The 19,730-nt window shown below is 71.9% G+C and carries 13 protein-coding genes; 7 read left to right on the forward strand and 6 right to left on the reverse strand.

Translation table 11 applies throughout. The annotated features are described in order from the left end of the window. The first annotated feature begins 48 nt into the window (after positions 1-48). A complete protein-coding gene (locus tag DQ384_RS29255; protein WP_114032099.1) occupies positions 49-447 on the forward strand; it encodes a hypothetical protein in 399 nt (132 codons plus the stop codon). After that, complete coding sequence (locus tag DQ384_RS29260) at positions 444-698, forward strand: hypothetical protein (RefSeq protein WP_147268932.1); 255 nt, start codon at positions 444-446, stop codon at positions 696-698. Before DQ384_RS29255 ends, DQ384_RS29260 begins: the two co-directional genes overlap by 4 nt. Before the next feature lie 259 nt (positions 699-957). On the opposite strand, the gene DQ384_RS29265 is transcribed toward DQ384_RS29260, so the two are convergent. Both DQ384_RS29265 and DQ384_RS29270 read right to left on the reverse strand, forming a co-directional pair. Further along, positions 958-1,761 carry a fibronectin type III domain-containing protein gene (locus tag DQ384_RS29265; protein ID WP_220183204.1) on the reverse strand — a complete coding sequence of 268 codons (804 nt, stop codon included), beginning with the start codon at positions 1,759-1,761 and terminating at the stop codon, positions 958-960. A 110-nt stretch (positions 1,762-1,871) separates the two neighbouring features. Beyond that, positions 1,872-2,522 (reverse strand): hypothetical protein, encoded by a 651-nt coding sequence (locus DQ384_RS29270; protein ID WP_220183205.1) that lies wholly within the window; start codon positions 2,520-2,522, stop codon positions 1,872-1,874. Positions 2,523-3,291: 769 nt separating this feature from the next. Between DQ384_RS29270 and DQ384_RS29275 the strand changes: the two genes are divergently transcribed. Further along, complete coding sequence (locus DQ384_RS29275; RefSeq protein ID WP_114032102.1) at positions 3,292-4,320, forward strand: LacI family DNA-binding transcriptional regulator; 1,029 nt, start codon at positions 3,292-3,294, stop codon at positions 4,318-4,320. 272 nt (positions 4,321-4,592) lie between these two features. Here the strand turns inward: DQ384_RS29275 and DQ384_RS29280 are convergent, their stop codons facing one another. Both DQ384_RS29280 and DQ384_RS41630 read right to left on the reverse strand, forming a co-directional pair. After that, positions 4,593-7,670, reverse strand: a complete 3,078-nt coding sequence (locus DQ384_RS29280; protein ID WP_114032103.1) for an AfsR/SARP family transcriptional regulator — start codon at positions 7,668-7,670, stop codon at positions 4,593-4,595. Positions 7,671-8,098: 428 nt separating this feature from the next. After that, positions 8,099-8,248, reverse strand: a complete 150-nt coding sequence (locus tag DQ384_RS41630; RefSeq protein WP_181871482.1) for a hypothetical protein — start codon at positions 8,246-8,248, stop codon at positions 8,099-8,101. A 360-nt stretch (positions 8,249-8,608) separates the two neighbouring features. On the opposite strand from DQ384_RS41630, the gene DQ384_RS29285 reads away from it, so the two are divergent. The 4 genes from DQ384_RS29285 (at position 8,609) to DQ384_RS29300 (ending at position 15,213) form a co-directional block, all read left to right on the forward strand. Continuing rightward, positions 8,609-9,103 carry a hydroxyisourate hydrolase gene (locus DQ384_RS29285; RefSeq protein WP_114032104.1) on the forward strand — a complete coding sequence of 165 codons (495 nt, stop codon included), beginning with the start codon at positions 8,609-8,611 and terminating at the stop codon, positions 9,101-9,103. A 74-nt stretch (positions 9,104-9,177) separates the two neighbouring features. Beyond that, positions 9,178-10,989, forward strand: coding sequence for a 2-isopropylmalate synthase (locus DQ384_RS29290; protein ID WP_114032172.1), 1,812 nt, complete (start codon positions 9,178-9,180; stop codon positions 10,987-10,989). Positions 10,990-11,225: 236 nt separating this feature from the next. Then, positions 11,226-14,024 carry a helix-turn-helix transcriptional regulator gene (locus tag DQ384_RS29295; protein ID WP_114032105.1) on the forward strand — a complete coding sequence of 933 codons (2,799 nt, stop codon included), beginning with the start codon at positions 11,226-11,228 and terminating at the stop codon, positions 14,022-14,024. 472 nt (positions 14,025-14,496) lie between these two features. Then, complete coding sequence (locus tag DQ384_RS29300) at positions 14,497-15,213, forward strand: YoaK family protein (RefSeq protein ID WP_114032106.1); 717 nt, start codon at positions 14,497-14,499, stop codon at positions 15,211-15,213. A gap of 247 nt (positions 15,214-15,460) precedes the next feature. On the opposite strand, the gene DQ384_RS29305 is transcribed toward DQ384_RS29300, so the two are convergent. After that, on the reverse strand, positions 15,461-16,003 hold the full coding sequence (locus DQ384_RS29305; RefSeq protein ID WP_147268933.1) for a hypothetical protein: 543 nt from the start codon (positions 16,001-16,003) through the stop codon (positions 15,461-15,463). Positions 16,004-16,070: 67 nt separating this feature from the next. After that, entirely contained in the window at positions 16,071-19,550 is a 3,480-nt protein-coding gene (locus tag DQ384_RS29310) for an AAA family ATPase (protein WP_181871483.1), read from the reverse strand. Positions 19,551-19,730 lie beyond the last annotated feature (180 nt).

The raw sequence follows: 19,730 nt of genomic DNA on the forward strand, positions 1-19,730 counted from the left end.
GTGCATGTTCGTTGAGCCCGGGAACTCTCCGCACATAACGTCTTGCGCATGGTGATCGGACGGAAGGGCGCGGAGCTCCGCATTCCCTGGTTCAGGGGCGACGAGGTGTCCGAGACGACCGCGGAGAAGCACGACGCGGCGCTGGGAGCCGTGCAGCGGTTGCTGAAGGCGCAAGGAGTCCGGTCCCAGGTGATTCACGTGATCCATCTGAAACTGTCGCGTGCGAGGCCTCTCCTCATGGTGCGGACGCAGGTCACGCCCGAGCTCGCGGTCCACCGCGGGGACGGGCAGGTCGTCGCCGTGGTGTCCATGGGCACGCACTCGGGCTGCTACCTGGTCACCGTCCGCGGCTCGCTGCCGGACGTCCACACGGTCAGGCGCCGGCACCCCGAACGGGTCGCCGACCTGGTGGCCGCGGCCCTGCACAGCGAGCGGGCCGCCTCATGACCGGTTTGCGCGAGCTGGAGGCCGCCTACGGCAGGCGGTGGACCTTCATGGACGGCGCCGGGGGAGGGTTCATCGCCCTGCGGATCGGCCGGGTCTCGGCGGAGGCACGGAGCAGAGGACTGGCGCACGTGGTCTGCGGCGCCGACGTGGACGAGCTGACGCGAGAGCTCGAAACCCAGTACCGCCTCGAAGGCCGGGCCGTCCCTCCCGCCCCCCACCGCCAGGACCGGCACCTGCGGGCCGCCTCCTAGGGGGAGAGGGCCCGAGGTCACGTCGTCACACGCCGGCCGTGCCGCCCGGAATGGGCGACTCGGCCTCGTGCCGCGCGTGCGTCAGGAGCATCAGCTCCGTGACGTTCGCCCACGCTGCGAATCAGGAATGTCGCCGGGATCAACGCCATAATCGAAGTCCTGAAACGGGAACAGTGACGGCACCAGACCCGGCCGACCATCTCATGCGTTGCGCCGCCGGGGGTACGAGACGGGGCTTGTGCGTGGGCCGCCCCGCGGTTCACTCCTGCGATGGGCCCGTCGTCTGGTGGGCGAGGTTCGACGGTTGTCCGTAGTAGAACGCTCGGACCCGGTAGAAGGAGTGCTTCTCGGACGGGAGGGTGATCAGGCCGGTGGAGTTGACGTCCGGTGGCATGACGGCGGCTACGTGGAACTGCGTGGCATCGGTCGGTCGCACCTCCAGCAGGTAGCCTTCCTCGTCGTTCGCGTGGTCCGTCCAGGTGAACCGGACGCCGTTCGCGTGCATGACGGTGGCCCGCAGGCCGGACGGCGCCGCGGAGGCCGCGGTCCGGGCGTCCCTGATCGGGTGCGTGTCCACCGGGCCGCCGGGGATCGTCCGCGGGTTCAGCCAGGCGTGCTTCTCGTGCTGGGTCTTCTCGTCGAACTCGCCCTTCGGCAGCCTCACCTCCACCGGTTGGGACGCGGGACCGTAGTAGGGCCGGACGCGGTAGTAGAACGGAGTCTGCGGGATGAGGTCCGGGTGGGTGAACGTCGTCCGGCCGGGCGGGACGAACTCCAGGATGGTGTACTGCCCCCGCGGCGCGGTAGCGAACTCGACGATCCGCCCGGCGGCGCCGGGGGCGCCCTCGGTCCACTCCAGCGTGATGTCGGTCGGCGAGACCAGCGTGGCGGAGAGTCGTATCTCCGGCTCGGGGGTGGCGGAGAGCCGGGCCTCCGGATCGGGGGTGGCGGAGACTCCGAGGGCCGGTTGGGGCGTGGCGGCGGCCGGCGGTGGCGCCGTCGAGCAGGCGGTGAGCCCGCATGCCAGCAGCGCCGCCATCAGGGCCGGGACTTTCTTGGTCAATGTCGGCCTCGCGTCCAGGGCGCGGAGACCGCCCCGGCCGGCCGGTGACGGCGGCGCCGGGACGGTCTCACTGTGGGGGGTGCCTTGCGGGGGTCTCCTGGCGATGGGGCCTACTTGCGCCAGAATTGGATGTTGCTCCACTCGACCGTGATCGGCCCCTGCCCGCTGTTGGTCCGGTAGGAGCCGAACTTGTCGTAGAAGGAGCCGCCGGGGCTGGACTCCGTGCGCTTGAGTGAGCCGTTGATGTACGTCTTGTGGGTCTTGCCCACCTCATGCACCGTGTTGACGCGGACGGTGGTGCCCACCGTCGCGCCGGTCGCGATCGTGGTGCCGCCGTGCACGGCGTAGAGCCGGCCGCCGCGCTCGACGGCGAGCATGAAGTACGGGCCCTGAGGGTCCTGGAACGTCTGCTTCAGGCTGATGCGGGTGCCGCCCATGCTGGTGATCTTGAAATAGCCCTGGAACTGCCGTGTGCCGCCGGTGTAGGTGTCGTAGCGCCGCTCCGCGCGCTGGTCGCCACTGGCGGTCGAGCACGTGAGCTGGAAGGTCCCGCCGCTGACCTTCCCGCAGCCGCGCTGCTGGACCGCGAAACCGGGCGAGTACGACGTCCAGGGCCCTGCCTCGACCGGCGGGTCGGCGGCGAGGGCCGTGGCCGGCCGCTGCGCGGGCGCCGCGGAGGCGGGAACCGCCGCGGGCACTGCGGCCATCGGCCCGGCCACCGCCAGGGCCGTGAACGCCCACAGGCGCTTCGAAGATCGCATCGGACTTCTCCTGACTGTCTCGGGGGGTAAGACCGTCATCTCAGGACCGCGCGGACGAGCATGGTGTCGCGGTCCTTCAAGGCATGTCCGGCCACCGGGACGGCATCGTCAACGTCCCGGGGCACGGATCGGGGTGGATCACCGCGCGCGATGAGAGGAAAGTAAACCTCTTAACGAACGGCGGTCAAGATGGTGAACGCTATCCATATATATGAACACTCTCCACGGGCAGGGGAGTCCGATGATTGTGTCCAGAAGGCCCCGCCGTGCGTTATTCCGAACGACGTGGAGGGATTGGATACGTCGAAAGGTCGGATGAATCTCGTCAGTTTACACGCTTGTTAAGGGCGGGCCGAAATATGCATTCAGGAAAGTACCCCAGATCCCCGGATGTGCTTCATGGCGGCGGGCGGGCCTCCCGGACGGCGCCCGTCGCGTCGGCGTGGATCGGTCCCCGGGTAGGTGTTCCGGGGCCTGGACGGGGGTGGGCATTGTCGCCGATGCAATAAGTCGACGGTATTGCGCAATATTGCCGGAATGTTAACGCCGTCGGCGGATGCCTCCCGTTCGGCGGTGGATTTCGCCGCTGGACCTGGGGAATCGGGAGTCCGGCCCGCTCGGGTGGCTAAGTATGGGTCCGAGCTGTGGTGACGTCTCGGCGGGACCGTTTGGCCTTGCCAGGAGGCCTCCGGGTGGCCGTCGGGTGGCTCGCATGCCAAATCATGATGCTGTCACCGGCTTGCGTTGTTTTTTACAGTATCCTTGCGGCATGACACGACGACTTGCGGAAGTTGCTAAGAAGGTCGGGGTCAGCGAGGCCACGGTCAGCCGGGTGCTCAACAGCAAGCCCGGGGTGTCGGAGTCCACGCGCGCCGCGGTGCTGACCGCACTGGACGTGCTGGGCTATGAGCGGCCGTCCCAGTTGAGGGGGGAGCGGGCACGCCTGGTCGGGCTCGTGCTGCCCGAGCTGGGCAATCCGATCTTCCCCGCCCTGGCGGAGGTCGTCGGGGGCGCGCTGGCGCAGCGGGGCTTCACACCGGTGCTGTGCACGCGCACGGCCGGAGGGCTGTCCGAGGCCGACTACGTCGAGATGCTGCTGGACCAGCAGGTCTCGGGCGTGGTCTTCGCCGGCGGCCACTACGCCGAGGCCGACGCCCCCCACGAGCACTATCGGCGGCTGCTGGAGCTTCGCCTGCCGGTCGTCCTGGTCAACGCCGCCAGCGAGGCCCTCGGGTTCCCCTGCGTGGCCACCGACGACGCGGTGGCGGTCGAGCAGGCGTTCGGCCACCTGCTCTCCCTTGGCCACGAGCGCATCGGCCTGGTCCTCGGCCCGCACGATCACGTCCCCTCGCGCCGCAAGCTGATGGCGTTCGTCGAGGCGGCGCGGCGGGTGGGCGTGGACGCGGGTCCCGAGACGGTCGAGCGGGGGCTGTTCTCGGTCGAGGGCGGCCAGGCCGCGGCGGCCCGGCTCGTCCGGCAGGGCTTCACCGGCATCATCTGCGCGAGCGACCCCCAGGCTCTTGGAGCGATCCGCGCGGTGCGCCGCCTGGGCCTTTCCGTGCCCGAGGACGTGTCGGTGGTCGGCTACGACGACTCGGCGTTCATGAACTGCACGAACCCTCCGCTGACGACCGTGCGGCAGCCGATCGAGGCGGTCGGCCGGGCCGCGGTCACGCTGCTCGCGGGGCAGATCGACGGCGCGTCCGTCACCGCGCAGGAGCTGCTGTTCGAGCCCGAGCTGGTGGTCCGGGGCTCCACCGCGCCGGTCAGGGCCCGGGTGCTGGCCGCGGCCGTGTGACGACGTCCGGGAGGCGGGACGGCCGCCGCCGGGGTGTAACGGTCCACACGCGGACGCTCCGCACGTGGGCGGTCGCGCGCCCGTGGCAGCCCCCGCCTCCCGCCCCCCGAAGGTGGCCGACTCGCCGCGTTCACAGCGGCAGCCGGAAGGACGTCATTTATTTGCGGTTCATGTAAGCCGCGTTGCCGGGAGTTGCCGGCTTCTGCAAGCGGCTTGTGAGGGGTTTCGGGCTCGCGGTGGGCTCGCATCGGGGCCCGCCGGGCACGCGGCCGTCAGGCCTTGTAATTCTTGGCGTCGATGATCTGGTTGAGCTGGGCGCGCATCTGCTGGGCGAGCGAGGCGTCCATCTTGTCGGTCAGCGCCAGCGCCCGCGCCAGCGAGTCCTGCGCCGCCTCGCCGTCCCCGGCATCCTGCTGCGCCTCGCTGAGGGAGATGAGCGTGCGGGCCTCCAGCAGCGGCATGTGCATGGCCCGGAACAGCGAAAGCGCCTGCTCGAAATGGACGACGGCCTGCGGCGCGTCCTCCTGCGCGATGGACAGCTCGCCCAGCCCGAGCTGCACCCGGGCCTCCACGAGCTGCTCGCTGGACGTGCTCGCCAGCATCAGTGACCGGTGCAGCGCGCTCGCGGCGTCGGCCAGCTCCCCTCGCCGGAGCCGGGCGATGCCGAGGCCGTGCAGGGCGTACGCCTCGCCTGTGGGGTCACCGATGTTGCGCACGACCGCGAGCGCCTCGTTGAAGACCTCCGCCGCCAGCGCGGGCTGGTCGGACTGGAGGTAGGTATGGCCGATGCGGTGGAGGACCTGCGCCTCCACCCGCCTGCTGCCGCTCGTGCGGCTCAGCTCCAGCGCCTCGGTCAGCAGGCGCTGCGCCCCCGGAAGGTCGTCGAACTCCAGACGGAGCTGGGCCAGGTTGTGCAGGACGTACGCCGACGCGACCTGGTCCTCGGTGCTCCGGAATATCTCCAGGGCCCGTTTGTAATGTGCCTCTGCGTCGGAGAACCGCCCGCTCAGCCGATCCAGGAACCCGATGTTCCTGATGACCAGGGCCGTTCCCTGCCTGTCCCCGACCTCCTCGAACAGCTGGACGGCCGCCTCGAAGTCGCAGCGGGCGTCGCCGAAGCGCTGTTCGGTGATGTAGAGCGAGCCGCGCGAGTAGTGCATCGCCGCCTGCCCGCGTTTGTCCTGCGCCTGCCGGGCGGCCGTCAGCGCGATCTGGTGGGTCTCCCGCCAGTCGTCGAGGTAGACCCGCGACTCGAAGAGCGTGACCGAGCTGATCGCCAGGTCCCAGCACAGCTCGACGAACCCCGCCTGCGCCGCCTGGCGTATGCCGGAGACGAGCATCGACCGCTCGCGCTCGTACCACTGCAGGGGGGCCGCGACGAGCTGGCCGACGAGCTTGTCCGGCAGCGGCCAGCGCATGGCGCCGCTGTGGATCTGGACGTAGTCCCCGCCGTACTCCCTGCGGTGCGCGGCCTCGGCCAGGTAGAGGAGGCCGCCGAGGACGCGGGCCAGGGCGGCGCCGCGCTCGGCGGGGGTCTCCTCGGCGGCCAGGCGCTCGCGGGCGAACACGCGCAGCAGGTCGTGGAAGCGGTACTGGCTGTGGACGCCGTACCCGATGCCGGTGGTCTCGATGAGCTGGGCGTCGGCCAGGTCGTCCAGCAGGTCCTGGGCCTCGGCCAGCGGCCGGTCCAGCAGAGCGGCGCTGACCCAGGCGGAGAAGACGGGTGAGTCGAGGATGGTCAGGCGGCGGAACAGGCGGCGCGCGTCCTCGCTGATGCTGTCGTAGGTCAGCGAGATGCTCGCCCGGATCCCCATCTCGCCGTGCTTGAGCTCGTCCAGGCGGCGGGTCTCGTCCTCCAGGCGGCTGACGAGCTGCTCGATGCTCCAGTGCGGGCGGGCCGACAGGCGCGCGCCGGCGATGCGCAGCGCCAGCGGCAGGTGCCCGCACAGCTCGGCCAGGGCCTCGGCGGCCTCGATCTCCGACTGCACGCGCTCGATGCCCGCGATGCGCGACAGCAGGTTGACCGACTGGTCGGACTCGAAGATCTCCACGTCGACGTGGACGGCGCCGGCCAGCCCGGCCAGGCGGCTGCGGCTGGTGATGATGACGGCCGAGGCCGGGTTGCCGGGGAGCAGGGGCAGCACCTGGCTCTCGCTGCCGGCGTCGTCGAGGACGATGAGCATACGGCGGTCGGCGAGCAGCGCGCGGTACATCTCGGCCCGCTCCTCCAGGCCGTCGGGGATCGCGGTGCCCGACACGCCGAGGACGCGCAGGAAGCGTTCGAGGACCTGCATGGGGCTGGTGGGCCGGGGCGCGGCGCCGTGCAGGTCGGCGAAGAGCTGGCCGTGGGGGAAGCGGTCGCCGACGCTGTGGGAGGCGTGGACGGCGACGGTGGTCTTGCCGACGCCGGGCTTGCCCACGATCACGATGATGGGGACGGCGAACCGCGAGCGGTCCTCCGAGGCGAGCATCAGCCGCTGCCGGATGTCCTCGATCTGCTTGGTGCGCCCGGTGAAGTCGGCGATGTCGGTGGGCAGCATGCCCGGGACGTTCGGGACGGTCGGCGCCGGCTGCGCCTGCACCCGCTCCGGCTGGGCGGGCGGGTCCAGGCTCTCGTCGGAGGTGAGGATCGCGTGCTCCAGCTGCTGGAGCCGCTCGTTGGGTTCGATGCCCAGTTCCTCGATCATCGTGCGCCGGGCGTTGCGGTACACCTGGAGGGCCTCGGCCTGGCGGCCGGAGCGGTACAGCGCGGTCATGAGCTGGCCGCGCAGCCGCTCGCGCAGCGGATACTCCTCGGTCAGCTCGGTGAGCTCGCCGACCAGCTCGTGATGGCGCCCGAGGTCGAGCTCCAGCTGGATGCAGTCCTCGTTGGCGGTGATGCGGTCCTCGGCGAGCCTGCTGGCCGCCGACTGCACCAGCCTGCTGTCGATGCCGTCCAGGGCCGGGCCCCGCCACAGCGAGAGCGCCTCGCGGTAGTGCCGGATCGCCTCGTTGACGTTGCGGCTCTCGCGGGCGCGCCGGGCCCGCTGGACGAGGCTCTCGAAGCGCTGGGCGTCGATCTCGTCGGCGGCGACCCGGATGGCGTAGCCGAGGGACTGCGTGGAGATGATGTCGGGGCTGCCGTTGGCCGCGAACAGGCGCCGCAGTGAGGAGATGCAGATCTGGACCTGGGCCCGGGCGGTCGTCGGGGGCTCGTCGCCGTAGATGGCCTCCATGAGGCGGCCGATGGTGACGACCCGGTTGGCGTCGAGCAGGAGGACGCCCAGCACGATCTGCTGCCTGATCCCGCCGAGATCAAGCCGCCGACCGGCCACGGACGCTTCGAGAGCCCCTAGAATCCCGAATTCCACCCTGCATCTCCTCGCAAGAAAGCCCGCGGCCCATCCGGAACTTTGCTCACCCTCCGATGCGAGAGGTAACAGGTGCCTGATTCCAGGAGATCCGCCCCGTAGTAAACATCGACCATTGGCCGGTTTGTCACACTCTTGCGCATTGATACTGCCAGGCGCCAGATAGTCACGTATAGCGATGTCACTTATGTCTGGATCGTACTACTATACGTGGTTCAGATCTATAGAGAGTCTACGAAGACTTTCCGAACTCGTATACTTGTTTGCACATGCAACCAAATGCCGGATGTCGGACGACCCCCGTGCGGTGAAATGTCCGGTTATGTGCGTTGTTTCCCGTTTGAGTGACCCGGCTCGGCGGAGCGCGGGGCAGGGGATCGCTCTCCGGCGCGGCCGGAGGCGGGCCGGGTGCGCGAGCCGCCCGAGGCTCAGCCCCACGGAGTCTGGCCGCCGCCCTTGACGGCCGCGGCGGCCACGGTCGACCCGGCGGACCCGATGGGCGCGGTGCGGCCGGCGCCGGTGATCCGGGACGCGGCGGTCACGGCGACGCGGAAGGCGGGGCGGGCGTGAGCACTCATCTCTGCTGACCTCTTCTCGTGTCGCGGTGCTGCGAGGAGCCGCAGCCGGTGGGTTCCGAACACCGACAACATAGAAACCACCGCCATTCGGTCCTTATCGGTTCTCTTCTCGCCTGCCATTTGTCCAGCTCAGAGCGCTATTCGGGGACTTTCGGTCATTGGAAGCCATTTCCGGCCGGCGAGGGGGTCGCGGGGGGCTCTCGCCGCCCGAAAGCGGCGCACGCAGGCGCGGGGGCCCCGTGGGCGCGCGCGAATGCCGGGCCGAATAGCCGGACGAAAGAGAATCGATAGCGAGATACGGCATTATTGCCCGCAGGCCGGAACTCTCCAGGTGTCCTTGGCATCTTCAGCTCCGGATCCATGCGCGTCGGCTCAGGGACGGTGAATCCGGATGTGCGGCACGCCGTCCGGCAGCTCACGCGCGTGTCGCGTCAGTGGGGGCGCCATGGCGACCGGCGCGCGATCGCAATGGTGGTCGAGCTGTCCGTCATGGCGGACCCGGCAGATTGGGTTCTCGAGATGAGCATTACGGCGCAGGCGCTGGACGGCGTTTACGGCCGGTCGGCCGCAGGCGTACGCGCGCGCCTGGAGCAGGACCGTCTCGGGCGATGGCAGGATCTCGCGGACGCGGAGACCGACAGCGAGGGCTGCATCAGCGAGTGGCGTGACAAGAAGCTGGAACGTGGGCTTTATCGCATTGTTTTCGATAGTGACTACTACTTTGTCGGGTTGGGCCTGAGCGCTGCCTATCCAGAGATAATCGTCACTTTTCGCATGCAGGACGAGACCGACGCCTATCTGATCCAGGTCATGTTGTCCCCGTACTCGTACTCGACCCACTTCCGGATCGCGTGATCCACGCGAGCCGTGCCCTGTCCTCGCCCGACTTCCCGGGGGACGGGCCCCAGGCGGAGAAGGGAACCCCCACAGTGACCACAGGAGACAACACGGGCACGGCCGCCGGTGCCGGGGGGCCGGCCAGGCCGCCCGCCGCGCGCTACCGCCCGTTCGCGCCGGTCCCGCTGGACGGCCGGACGTGGCCGGATAACACGATCACCTCGGCTCCGCGCTGGCTGTCGACCGACCTGCGCGACGGGAACCAGTCGCTCGCGATGCCCATGGCCCCCGAGCGCAAGCTGGCGATGTTCGACCTGCTGGTGCGCATGGGCTACCGGGAGATCGAGGTCGGCTTCCCGGTCGCCAGCCAGGACGACCACGCGTTCCTGCGCACGCTCATCGAGCACGACCTGATCCCGGACGACGTGCGCGTCTCGGTGCTCGTCCCGGCCCGCGACGAGCTGATCAGGCGCACCGTGGAGAGCCTGGACGGCATCCGGCGCGCCACGATCCACCTCTACAACGCGACCTCGCCGCAGTTCCGGCGCGTCGTGTTCGGCATGGACCGCCACGAGTGCAAGGACCTCGCGGTCCAGGGCACGCGCCTGGTGATGAAGTACGCCGACAAGCTGCTGAGCGGGTGCGACCTCGGGTTCGAGTACTCACCCGAGCTGTTCAGCGACACCGAGCTGGACTTCTCCCTTGAGGTGTGCGAAGCGGTGATGGACGTCTGGCGGCCGGAGGCCGGGCGCGAGATCATCCTCAACTTCCCCGCCACCGTCGAGCGCTCGCTGCCCAACGTCTTCGCCGACCAGATCGAGTGGCTGGACCGCAACCTGTCCCGCCGGCGGCACGTCTGCCTGTCGATCCACCCCCACAACGACCGCGGCACGGGGGTCGCGGCCTCGGAGATGGCCCTGCTGGCCGGGGCGCAGCGCGTCGAGGGCTGCCTGTTCGGCAACGGGGAGCGGGCCGGCAACGTGTGCCTGGTCACGCTCGGCCTGAACCTGCTGACCCACGGCGTCGACCCGGGCATCGACTTCTCCGACCTGGACGCGGTCCGGCGCACCGTGGAGGAGTGCACCGGGCTCCCCGTCCACCCGCGCCACCCCTACGGCGGCGACCTCGTCTACACGGCCTTCTCCGGGTCGCACCAGGACGCCATCAAGAAGGGGTTCGAGGCCCGGGAGCGCGACGCGGCGGAGCGGGGCGTCGAGGCCGGGGACCTGCCGTGGGAGATGCCCTACCTGCCGCTGGACCCGCGCGACGTCGGCCGCACCTACGAGGCGGTCGTGCGCATCAACAGCCAGTCCGGCAAGGGCGGCGTGGCGTACGTGATGAGCGCCGCCCACGGGATGAACCTGCCCCCCGCCCTGCGGGCCGACTTCGCCCGCGCCGTCCAGGCCAGGGCGGAGGAGAAGGGCGGGGAGATCACCCCCGAGGAGATGCTCGACCTGTTCGACCGCGAGTACCTGAAGTACGCGGCCCTGCCCCTTCCGCCGGCCTTCACCGGCAGGCCCGTCACCGTCGAGCTGCACGTCGACGGGGAGCCGTTCGACGTCGGCGGCGCGCGCACCGACTCCGTCCGGCGGGTGCGGGAGGCCCTGGCCGGATGGGGCGTGGAGGTCCGCGCGGTGCACCGCACGGCGGGACCGGCGCCCATCGACGGCGGGGTGGCGGTGTACGCGGAGTGCCTGCTGCCCGACGGCACGATGTGGGGGGCCGGGATCGATCCCGACGTGGGGACGGCCGCGCTGTCGGCCGTCCGCTCGGCGCTCACCCGTGCCCGCCTGCTCGCCACCATGGCCCCACCCGCCCGACCATCACCGCAGGCAGAGGAGGCCGAGCCTCTCGGCATACCCGCGCCGAGCCCCTCACATCCCGCCGTGGCCGCCGCGCGGTGATAGCCACGCGATAAAGCCCGGAAGGTGCCCGAACTTAACGTGGGCATTAACGCCGAAATCGGACATGTATGGACAATCGGAAGACGCCACGGCGTGCCGCCGGGAATTCCCGGCCAAGCACGGAATAGGCGGACGGGGATGCGACGCACTGAACCCGCGTATCGGGGGAGGCCGCTCTCTGGGCTTTCGATTTACGGCGGGGATGTGATTTTCGTCGGGAAAGAGGGGGGCTCGTCATGAGCCTGATCGAACGACAGGAGGCGTTGGCCTCCTTGGAGGGACTACTCACCAGCGCTATCAACGGAAAAGGCCGGGTGGCCCTGGTAAGCGGCACCGTGGCGACCGGCAAGAGTGAGTTACTGCACTCATTCGCCGAGCACGCGGCCGAGCTCGGCGCACTGCCCGTCACCGCGACGGGCTCGCTCGCCGAGCGCGACATGCCGTTCGGGGTGCTCGGGCAGCTCATCCACGACGCGCCCCTGGTCCCGGCCGAGCGTGAACGGGCGATGGCGCTCCTGCAGGAGGGGGCCCGCGCCGTCAGCTCGTCCGAGCCGGGGGGCGAGCCGCTGAAACAGGTTGACGCGCAGATCGTCCACGCTCTGTGCACCGTCCTGCTGGAACTGTCCGAGCGCTATCCCCTGATGATCGTCGTGGACGACGTGCACCACGCCGACCGGGCCTCGCTGCTGTGCCTGGCCTATCTGTCCCGGCGGGTGCGGTTCGCGCCGATCATCGTGGTGTTCAGCCACTCCACCCACGGGAGGTACGCCGAGACGTCGTTCCCCACCGAGCTGCTGCGCCAGCCCCACTGCCGCAGGATCCAGCTCGCGCCGCTGTCGCAGGCGGGCGTGATGAGCCTGGTGGCCGAGCAACTCGGCGCCGGCGCGGCCGAACGGTTCGCCGGCGAGTGGTACGCCGTCAGCGGGGGCAACCCGCTGCTGGCCGCCGGGCTCGTCGAGGACTACCAGGCCGCGATGCGCTCGTCCGGGGGAGATCCACCGGAGGAGCTGGTCGTCGGCGAGGGCTACGGGCAGGCCGTCCTGTCCTGCCTGCACCGGGCCGACCCCAAGATGATGCAGGTCGCGTGGGGTCTCGGGGTGCTCGGACGGCCCGAGTCCCTGGCCAGGCTGCTCGACGTGGGCCAGGAGTACGTGACCCGCCTGCTCAACGCCCTGGACGCCGCCGGCCTCCTGACCGGCGGCCGGTTCCGCCACGAGGCGGCGCGCTCCGCCGTCCTCGCGGAGCTGGACGCCGGGGAACGGTCCGAGCTGCACCGGCGCGCGGCCAGGCTCACCTACGACGGCGGCGGCTCCACCACCGTGGTCGCCGACCATCTGCTCAGCGCCGGAGGGTCCCACGAGCCCTGGACCGTCGAGGTCCTGGAGGACGCGGCCCGGCAAGCCCTGCGCGACGGGCGGGTCGAACCGGCCGTGGAGTACCTGCGCATGGCCAGCCGGACCTGCACCGACGACCAGCGGCGGGTCAGGATCACCACCACGCTCATGCGGGCCGAGTGGCGCATCAACCCCAGCACGCCGACCGGCCACTTCACCCAGCTGACCGACGCGCTGCACCGCGGTCACCTGCGGGGAAGCGACGCCGTCGTGCTGGCCAAGGCCCTGCTGTGGCACGGCAGGCTCGAGGACGCCGAGGACGTCCTCAAACACCTCAACGAGTCGGAGGAGAAGCTGGACGCGGACACGATCACCGAGCTGGTGGTCACCCGTCCGTGGCTGCGCTGCTCCTACGCCCCGTTCCTCTCCCACCTGCCCCAGGTGAGCAGCGAGCAGTCACGCGCGGCGATCCTGACGGTGGCGGCCTACCGGCGCCTGGAGTCGGCGGTCACGCTCGCCGCCGTCCTCACCCGCGGGCCGCGCGAGGAGATCGTCTCCGGCGTGGAGCGCATCCTGCGCAGCTCACGCCTCGACGAGATGTCGATGGACACGGTGGAGAGCGCCCTGCTCGCGCTCACCTACGGGGGGCGGCCCGACAAGGCGGCGCCCTGGTGCGACCTGTTCATCGACGAGGCCTCCTCGCGGCGGGCGCCGAGCAGACAGGCGCGGCTCTCGGCGATCCGGGCCGAGATCGCCCTGCGCCAGGGTGACATGCTCGGCGCGGAGTTCCACGGCCGCCTGGCCCTGGACACCATCCCGCTGAGCGGCTGGGGCGTGGCGCTGGGCGGGCCGTTGTCCAGCCTCGTCATCGCCTCCACGGCGATGGGGAAGTACGACGCGGTCAACGAGCTGCTCGACCAGCCCGTGCCCGAGGCGATGTTCCAGACCCGCTGGGGCCTGCACTACCTGCACGCCCGCGGCCGCTACAGCCTGGCCACCGACCACGCCCAGCTCGCGCTGCGGGACTTCCAGCGGTGCGGCGAGCTGATGGGCAAGTGGGACCTGGACGTGCCCTGGCTCATCCCCTGGCGGGCCGAGGTCGCCGAGGCGTGCCTGCGCCTCGGACGTCCCGACCAGGCCAGGAGGCTCGCCGAGGAGCAGATCAGACGGTGCGGCAACGGCGCGCCACGGGTGCACGGCATCGCCATGCGCCTGCTGGCCGCCACCAGCGAGCCACGCCACCGCCCGATGCTGCTGCGCCAGGCCGGTGACCTGCTGCAGGCGGGGGGAGACCGGTACGAGCTGGCGCGCGTGCTCGCCGACCTGACGGAGGCGTTCCACGCGCTGGGCGAATACCGGCGGGCCGGCATGATCGGAGGGCGGGCCCGCGCCGTCGCCCAGGAATGCCACGCCGACCCGCTGCACAGGTCCCTGGCCAGGGAGGGCGACGGCAACGGCGCCACCGCCACGACGGGGACGGTCACCGAGACCACGGACGTGACGGCGATCCTGAGCGACGCCGAACGCCGGGTCGCGGTGCTCGCCGCCGCCGGGTACACCAACCGGGAGATCGCCGACAAGCTGTACGTCACGGTCAGCACCGTCGAACAGCACCTGACCAGGACCTACCGCAAGCTCGACATCACCAGCAGGGCCGAGCTGCCCTCCACGTTGCAGCTCGGCACCACGATGCCCGCCTGACAGACACGCCTTCCCCGGACGCGCTGGATCGGAGCGCTTCCGAGGACGCTCCGGCCCCGGGCCGGAACGCAAGAGGCCCGAGCACAGGCCGCTCCGCGCGAGACGAAGTCCTCGCGGGAGAAGTCGCCGGCCTGTGCCACCGCCGCTCAGCGGCGACGCGGGCCCGAACGGATCGCCCCCGCCCCACGTGCCCGGCACACGACCGGCACCCGCGCCCGGCGGATCCCACGCACCACCCACGCAGGCCAAGGCACTCGCCGCCGCGCATCCCGCGTTCCCGGCACCGCGCGCCTTCGGCGGCCTCCTACGGGCCTCGCCCCAGCCGGTCGCCCGTGCGGAAGCCCCTATTCCGCTTGTCGCGCTATCGCGCACCCCAGGCGCCCGGGGGGCCTGTACCGCGTGCCGCCATTGCCGGGGCCGGTTCGTGCACTACCGTCACGGACAGTGACCGCGGCGGTTCCGGGAGGGGATCATGGCCTCGCGCACGCGGGGCGCCTCCCGTGACCCTCTGCCTCCCGCCCTTCTCGCGCTCACGCTGCTCAGCGGCTGTGTCGACGCGGTCAGCCTGCTCGCGATGGGCCGGGTCTTCACGGCGAACATGACCGGCAACGTGGTCATCCTCGGCCTCGCCGCCGCGGGCACGCCCGGATTCTCCGCCGTCGCGTCGCTGACCTCGCTGCTCGGCTTCATGGCCGGGGCGCTCGCCGCCGGGCGGCTCGGCGTCCACGTCCCCTCCTCCCGTGCCCGCGTGCTGATCAGCCTGGCGGCGGAGACCGTCCTGATCGCGGTGGCCGCGGGGGTTTCGTCCCGCTCGCGGGCCGTCACGGGCGGCTACGACCCCGTGGTCGCGTTGGTCGCCCTCGCCATGGGGCTGCAGTTCGCCACCGTGCGGTTGCTCGGGATCCCCGACCTGACCACCACGATCCAGACGCGGATCCTCACCGGCCTGGTCGCCGACTCCCGCCTCGCCGGGGGCGAGGGCCCGCGGGCCGGCCGCCGGATCGCCTCCGTGCTGACCCTGGTGCTGGGCGCCTTCGCCGGAGCGCAGGCGTACCGGGCGGGAGGCGTGGCCCGGACACTGGCCGCCGTCGCCGTCTGCGTCGCCCTGATCGCCGTCGTCTACGCCGTGCGCTCACGCCCGCGGGGCGCCGGCCCCGCGGGCACGCGTCCGCGAGACGAAGGCCCGTGAGACGAGCCCCCCGCCGGGGCGGGGCCGATCACGGCCGTCCTCTTCCCCGGCCGGCCGCAGCGACAGGTCCCCGGGACCATTGTGAGGCGGCGCGGCCGCGCACCGCGCGGTACGCGGCCGGGAACGGCGTCCTTCTCCCGAAGCCGTCCCCAGCCTCGAGGTGGATCGACCGGTGCAGGTCACGGGGATATGCCGAGCGTCGCGGAGACCAGGTCATCCGAAGGGGCATGATCGTCGGAAGCTCCGGCTAGGCGAAGGAGCGTGCCTCGAAGCTGATCCCGCCGCGGTCGGCCATCCGCAGCACCCGACGGCCGTAACGCGGGGGCCGGCGGAGATAGAGCCTGAAGCCCAGGGCCTTGAACCTCAGGTCGAAGTCGCGGCCCTCCAGGTGCCACCGTGTCTCGTCACGCGGAATCACGGGCGTGGACCGGTGCAGGTTCCTCGTCTCAAGGGGAAGGCAGATGGAGCGCAGATCCCCGGTGACCGCCCACACGGAGTCGAAGACCAGCGTGGCCGGCGCGACCCAGAACTCGAAGCCGCGCCGAGGCACCGGCCCGACCCGGCGCACGATGTAGTCGAGATCGAAGTGCAGTGCCAGGCCCGACGGCGCGGAGGGGTCGAGGTCGTCCAACTCCAGGCGCTCCTCCGGGGTCAGGTCGTCGGGAAGGCCCTCGTCGTCGGTGATGGCGAGGGCATGTACCTGGCAGGAGTCCCACGACATCGTGTCGAGGTCACCATCCGTCCAGGTGGCCTTGATCAGGCCGGACTCTTGGTGCACAGCGGGTTCCATCTGACAAGTATCGACCACGCACGTCAGGCGCGCCAGATCTCCGAAAGTGCGGGGCAAGGGCCGTTGGTCAGGTGGTCAGGAGGGCGCGGGCCTCGTTCGCCAGGCGGGTCATGCCCAGGCGGGTGGACTGGCGTAGCGAGCGGTGGAGGAGGCGGGTGGCCTCGCCGGTCGTGTCGGAGGGGTCCAGCAGGCGCAGGGCCTTGGTGCGGTCGAGCTGGATGCGGGCCATGTGCGGGGACGCGCCGGAGACCAGGCGCTTGGCCTCGTCGAAGCAGCGCAGCGCGTCCTCGGGGTCGCCGGCCGTGGTCGCCAGCAGGCCGCGGAACCGCGCCGTGGGCCCGATCAGCACCGTCGGCCACCCGGCGAGCACGATCTCCCCGGGGTAGGCGGCCAGGCGCTCGCGCAGCAGGCGCACGTGCCCGTCGGTCTCGGCGCCCTCCGCGCCCGCCTCGTCGATCATCGCGCACGCCTCGGCCAGCACCGCGAGGGTGGGAACCGTCCAGCCGTGCGGCGGCAGCGCGGCCAGGCCCGCGGTGTCGCGGACGACGGCGGTCAGCCGGTCGGCGGCCTCGTCGTACCGCTCGGTCTCGCACAGGGCCAGCACGTGCGCGGCCCGCCAGATCGGGAAGTAGCCGTGCTGCTCGATCTGGGTGGCCACGCCCCCTTCGAACAGCTCGGCCATCGCCCCCCGCTCGCGCAGCAGCCAGAAGTACTGGCCCATCCAGGTCTGCCACAGCGTCTCGGCCGCCACGGCCTGGCCCTTGGCCAGCTCCTGCACGATGCCGAGCGACTCGCCCATCAGGCGCTCGCGCGCCCGCGTGAAGTCGCCGCCCCACAGGTCCATCACCGTGTCGAAGGTGGCCTGGAGCCAGGGGCCGAGCGCGCGGGGGTTGCGGGCGACGTGCCGGCGGTGGGCGTCGACGGTGCCGAGCGCGTCGGGCAGCAGGCCGAGCCGGAGCTGGTCGACGGCCAGCGCCACCATGCCCTCGCTCTGGAAGTACGCCGACCCCGCGCCGATGCCCGCCTCGCGCAGGCGCGCGGAGATGCCGATCAGCTCGCCGGGGTAGGCGTGGTCGAACAGGGCCCAGCGGCACTCGTTCAGCACCTCGCAGCGCACCAGCGGGTCGCCGTCCCCGGGCAGCTCGCGCAGGGTGGCGCGGGCCAGCTCGACCTCCGGGGGAGGCCCGGCGGGTACGGCGCCGGCGCCGGGGCTGACGGCCATCGTCCGCTTCTTGGCCAGGTGGGCGCGTAACTGGAGCCGGAGTTCGGCGGCCTGCCCGCCCGGCCCGTCGCCGAGGGCGGCCAGCGCGCCGCGCAGCAGGTGGACGAGCTGCTGGTCGGCCTGGCCGGGGGCGGACCAGCGGCGGGCGAGCCGGATCGCCGCGGCGGCCGCGAGCTCGGGCAGCCTCTCGGCGGCGTCGTGCGCGGCCAGGTAGTGGCGCCCGGCCTCGTCCAACTCCCCTGCGTCGCTGAGCGCGTCGCCGAGGGTGATCAGCAGCCCCACGCGGGTCGCCGGGTCGGACCGCAGCCGCAGCCCGGCCCGCGCCCACTCGACCGCGCCGTCCACGCCGAACCCGCGCTGCTCGGCGCGCGCCGCGTCCAGGCACGCGGCGGCGACGCGCTCCTGCGGCAGGTCGGCCCCGGCGGCGCGGGCGTGCCGGGCGATGCGCACCGGGAGCGCAGGGTCGGCCCAGCCGCCGCCGTTCACACTCTCGGTCAGCGCCTCGAAGGCCCGCCGGTGCAGGTCCCTGGCCAGCGCGGGGTCGCCCTTGAGGCCGTCGAGCACCGCCTCGCGGGACCGGTCGTGCGGGAAGCACAGGTGGTCGTGGCCCAGGACGGCGTTGCCCGCGACCGCCACTGCCTGGTCGCGGTCGGCCTCCTCCGGGCGCAGCCCGAGCATACGGGTGACCAGCGCGGCGTCGATGTCCAGGCCCACGGCGGTGATCGCCGCCGCGGCAAGCCAGCGGAAGGCCGGGGTGCCCGCGGGCTCGGCGCGGGCCGGCGCGGGGCGGGGCTCGCCGTACTCGGTGAGGTTGTGCAGTTCCAGCGGGACGCCGTCGGTGACGCGCGCGGCCTCGCGCACCTCGTCACCGGTGGGCTCGCGGCCCCACGCGCGGCCCAGCCACTCGCCGACCTCCTCCACCGTGAGCGGGGACAGCGTGAGCGTGTCCATGGCCTGCCGCCAGTGCGCGGCCTCCGCGCGCGTGGCGAGCAGGAAGCCCACCGGGGCGGCGCCGAGCCCCCTGCGCACGTGCTGGAGCAGTTCCTCGGTGTAGCCGGTGAGCAGGTGGGCGTTGTCGAACGCCACCAGCAGGCCGGATCCGGCGGCGCGGCGCAGCAGGCCGGTGAGCAGGAAGGTCAGCTCCCGGGGGTCGCGCTCGTGGCCGGGACGGGCGGGGGAGCCGAGCTCGGCGGCGGACATGAGCTTGGCGAGCGTGCCACGCTCCTGGGTGCCGATCGGGTCGGCGGGCGCGGCGAGGTCGCGGCGCAGGTGGCCCCACAGGGCGCCGGCCAGCTCGCGCCACGGTTGCAGCCCGTCGGCCTGCCGGCACATGACGGTGACCGCGCGCACGCGCGCCACGGCGGCCAGGCGCGCCGCCTCGCGCAGCATCCGGGTCTTGCCGATGCCGCCCGCGCCGCACAGCGCCAGGGCGGCGGAGTCCCCGCCGCCCAGCCGCCCGATCAGGCGCGAGAGCTCCTGGAGCTCCCGCTCGCGGCCGACCAGCTCCCGGGGCCCGCCCCGCTCGGCGGGGCCGGGATCGGCGCCGAGGGGCGTGCGCACGTCGAAGCCGTGCTCGTGCAGGGTCAGCAGGTCCTCGGCACGGCGCAGGGCCTCGTCGCCCGGGGTGCGGGCGCGGCGCGCCCCGGCCATGCGGCGGGCGGCGGCCCCGCCGTCCTCGCCCAGGGTGGTGAGGAAGCGCAGCAGCCACATCGCGGTGGTGTCCTCATGCCCCTCGCCCACCGGGCCTTCGGCGAGGAACGAGGCGTCCTCGTGGCGGCCGAGCCGCAGGGCGATGCGGGCCACCAGGCGCACGAGCTCGGTGCGCTGCTCCTCCAGCCGGGCGCGGTGGGTCTCGCAGACCCAGGGCAGCGACCATCCCGCCGCCAGCGAGGCGAACGGCGCCCCCCGCCACTCGGCGGCCGCCGCGCGCAGGCGCGCCAGCGAGGCGGCGAGGTCGCCGGACTCGTACAGCTCCCGCCCCTCGCGCAGCCGCGCCCTGAACCGGGAGGCGTCCAGCGCGGCGGCGAGGATGCCGGGCTCCTTCTCGACCAGCTCGTAGGCGTGGGACCACTTGGCGGGAGGGATGTCCAGGTTCGCCCCGGCGAGCGCCTGCCTCAGCCGGGAGAGCGGCGGCGCCACGTCCGGCACCGGCCGGTCGGGGCCCTGGCCGAGCGCGGCGGCGAGGGTGTCCTGGGGGACGGGGTTTCTGGAGGACAGCAGAATGGCCAGGGCCTTGGCCGTCTGGGGGAGGAGTTTCCTCGGCGTTCCGTCCACCAGGATCGCGACTTCGCCGAGGAGTCTGATGTCGAATTCCGCCACATTCACCGCCGGATCGGTTCTGCGATTCTCGGATCGACGGCCTTCCCCGCAAGGACATCGCAAGGATCATCGGCCACGATGGGGCCGGTGGCAAAAGGAGTCGTGGAGTCACGGGTCGCGGACGCCGGAGGCGCCGTTAACACCGTGAACACCGTGCCGTTGTCAACGCTATGACCCGAGGTGAGC

The organism is Sphaerisporangium album (genome assembly GCF_003323745.1).
Classification (GTDB): Bacteria; Actinomycetota; Actinomycetes; order Streptosporangiales; family Streptosporangiaceae; genus Sphaerisporangium; species Sphaerisporangium album.

Coding starts and splice junctions, on each gene's coding strand:
- DQ384_RS29270 (WP_220183205.1), bottom strand. CDS start 2,522: ATGCGATCTTCGAAGCGCCTGTGGGCGTTCACGGCCCTGGCGGTGGCC.
- DQ384_RS29260 (WP_147268932.1), top strand. CDS start 444: ATGACCGGTTTGCGCGAGCTGGAGGCCGCCTACGGCAGGCGGTGGACC.
- DQ384_RS41630 (WP_181871482.1), bottom strand. CDS start 8,248: ATGAGTGCTCACGCCCGCCCCGCCTTCCGCGTCGCCGTGACCGCCGCG.
- DQ384_RS29295 (WP_114032105.1), top strand. CDS start 11,226: ATGAGCCTGATCGAACGACAGGAGGCGTTGGCCTCCTTGGAGGGACTA.
- DQ384_RS29255 (WP_114032099.1), top strand. CDS start 49: ATGGTGATCGGACGGAAGGGCGCGGAGCTCCGCATTCCCTGGTTCAGG.
- DQ384_RS29275 (WP_114032102.1), top strand. CDS start 3,292: ATGACACGACGACTTGCGGAAGTTGCTAAGAAGGTCGGGGTCAGCGAG.
- DQ384_RS29300 (WP_114032106.1), top strand. CDS start 14,497: ATGGCCTCGCGCACGCGGGGCGCCTCCCGTGACCCTCTGCCTCCCGCC.
- DQ384_RS29305 (WP_147268933.1), bottom strand. CDS start 16,003: ATGGAACCCGCTGTGCACCAAGAGTCCGGCCTGATCAAGGCCACCTGG.
- DQ384_RS29285 (WP_114032104.1), top strand. CDS start 8,609: ATGCGCGTCGGCTCAGGGACGGTGAATCCGGATGTGCGGCACGCCGTC.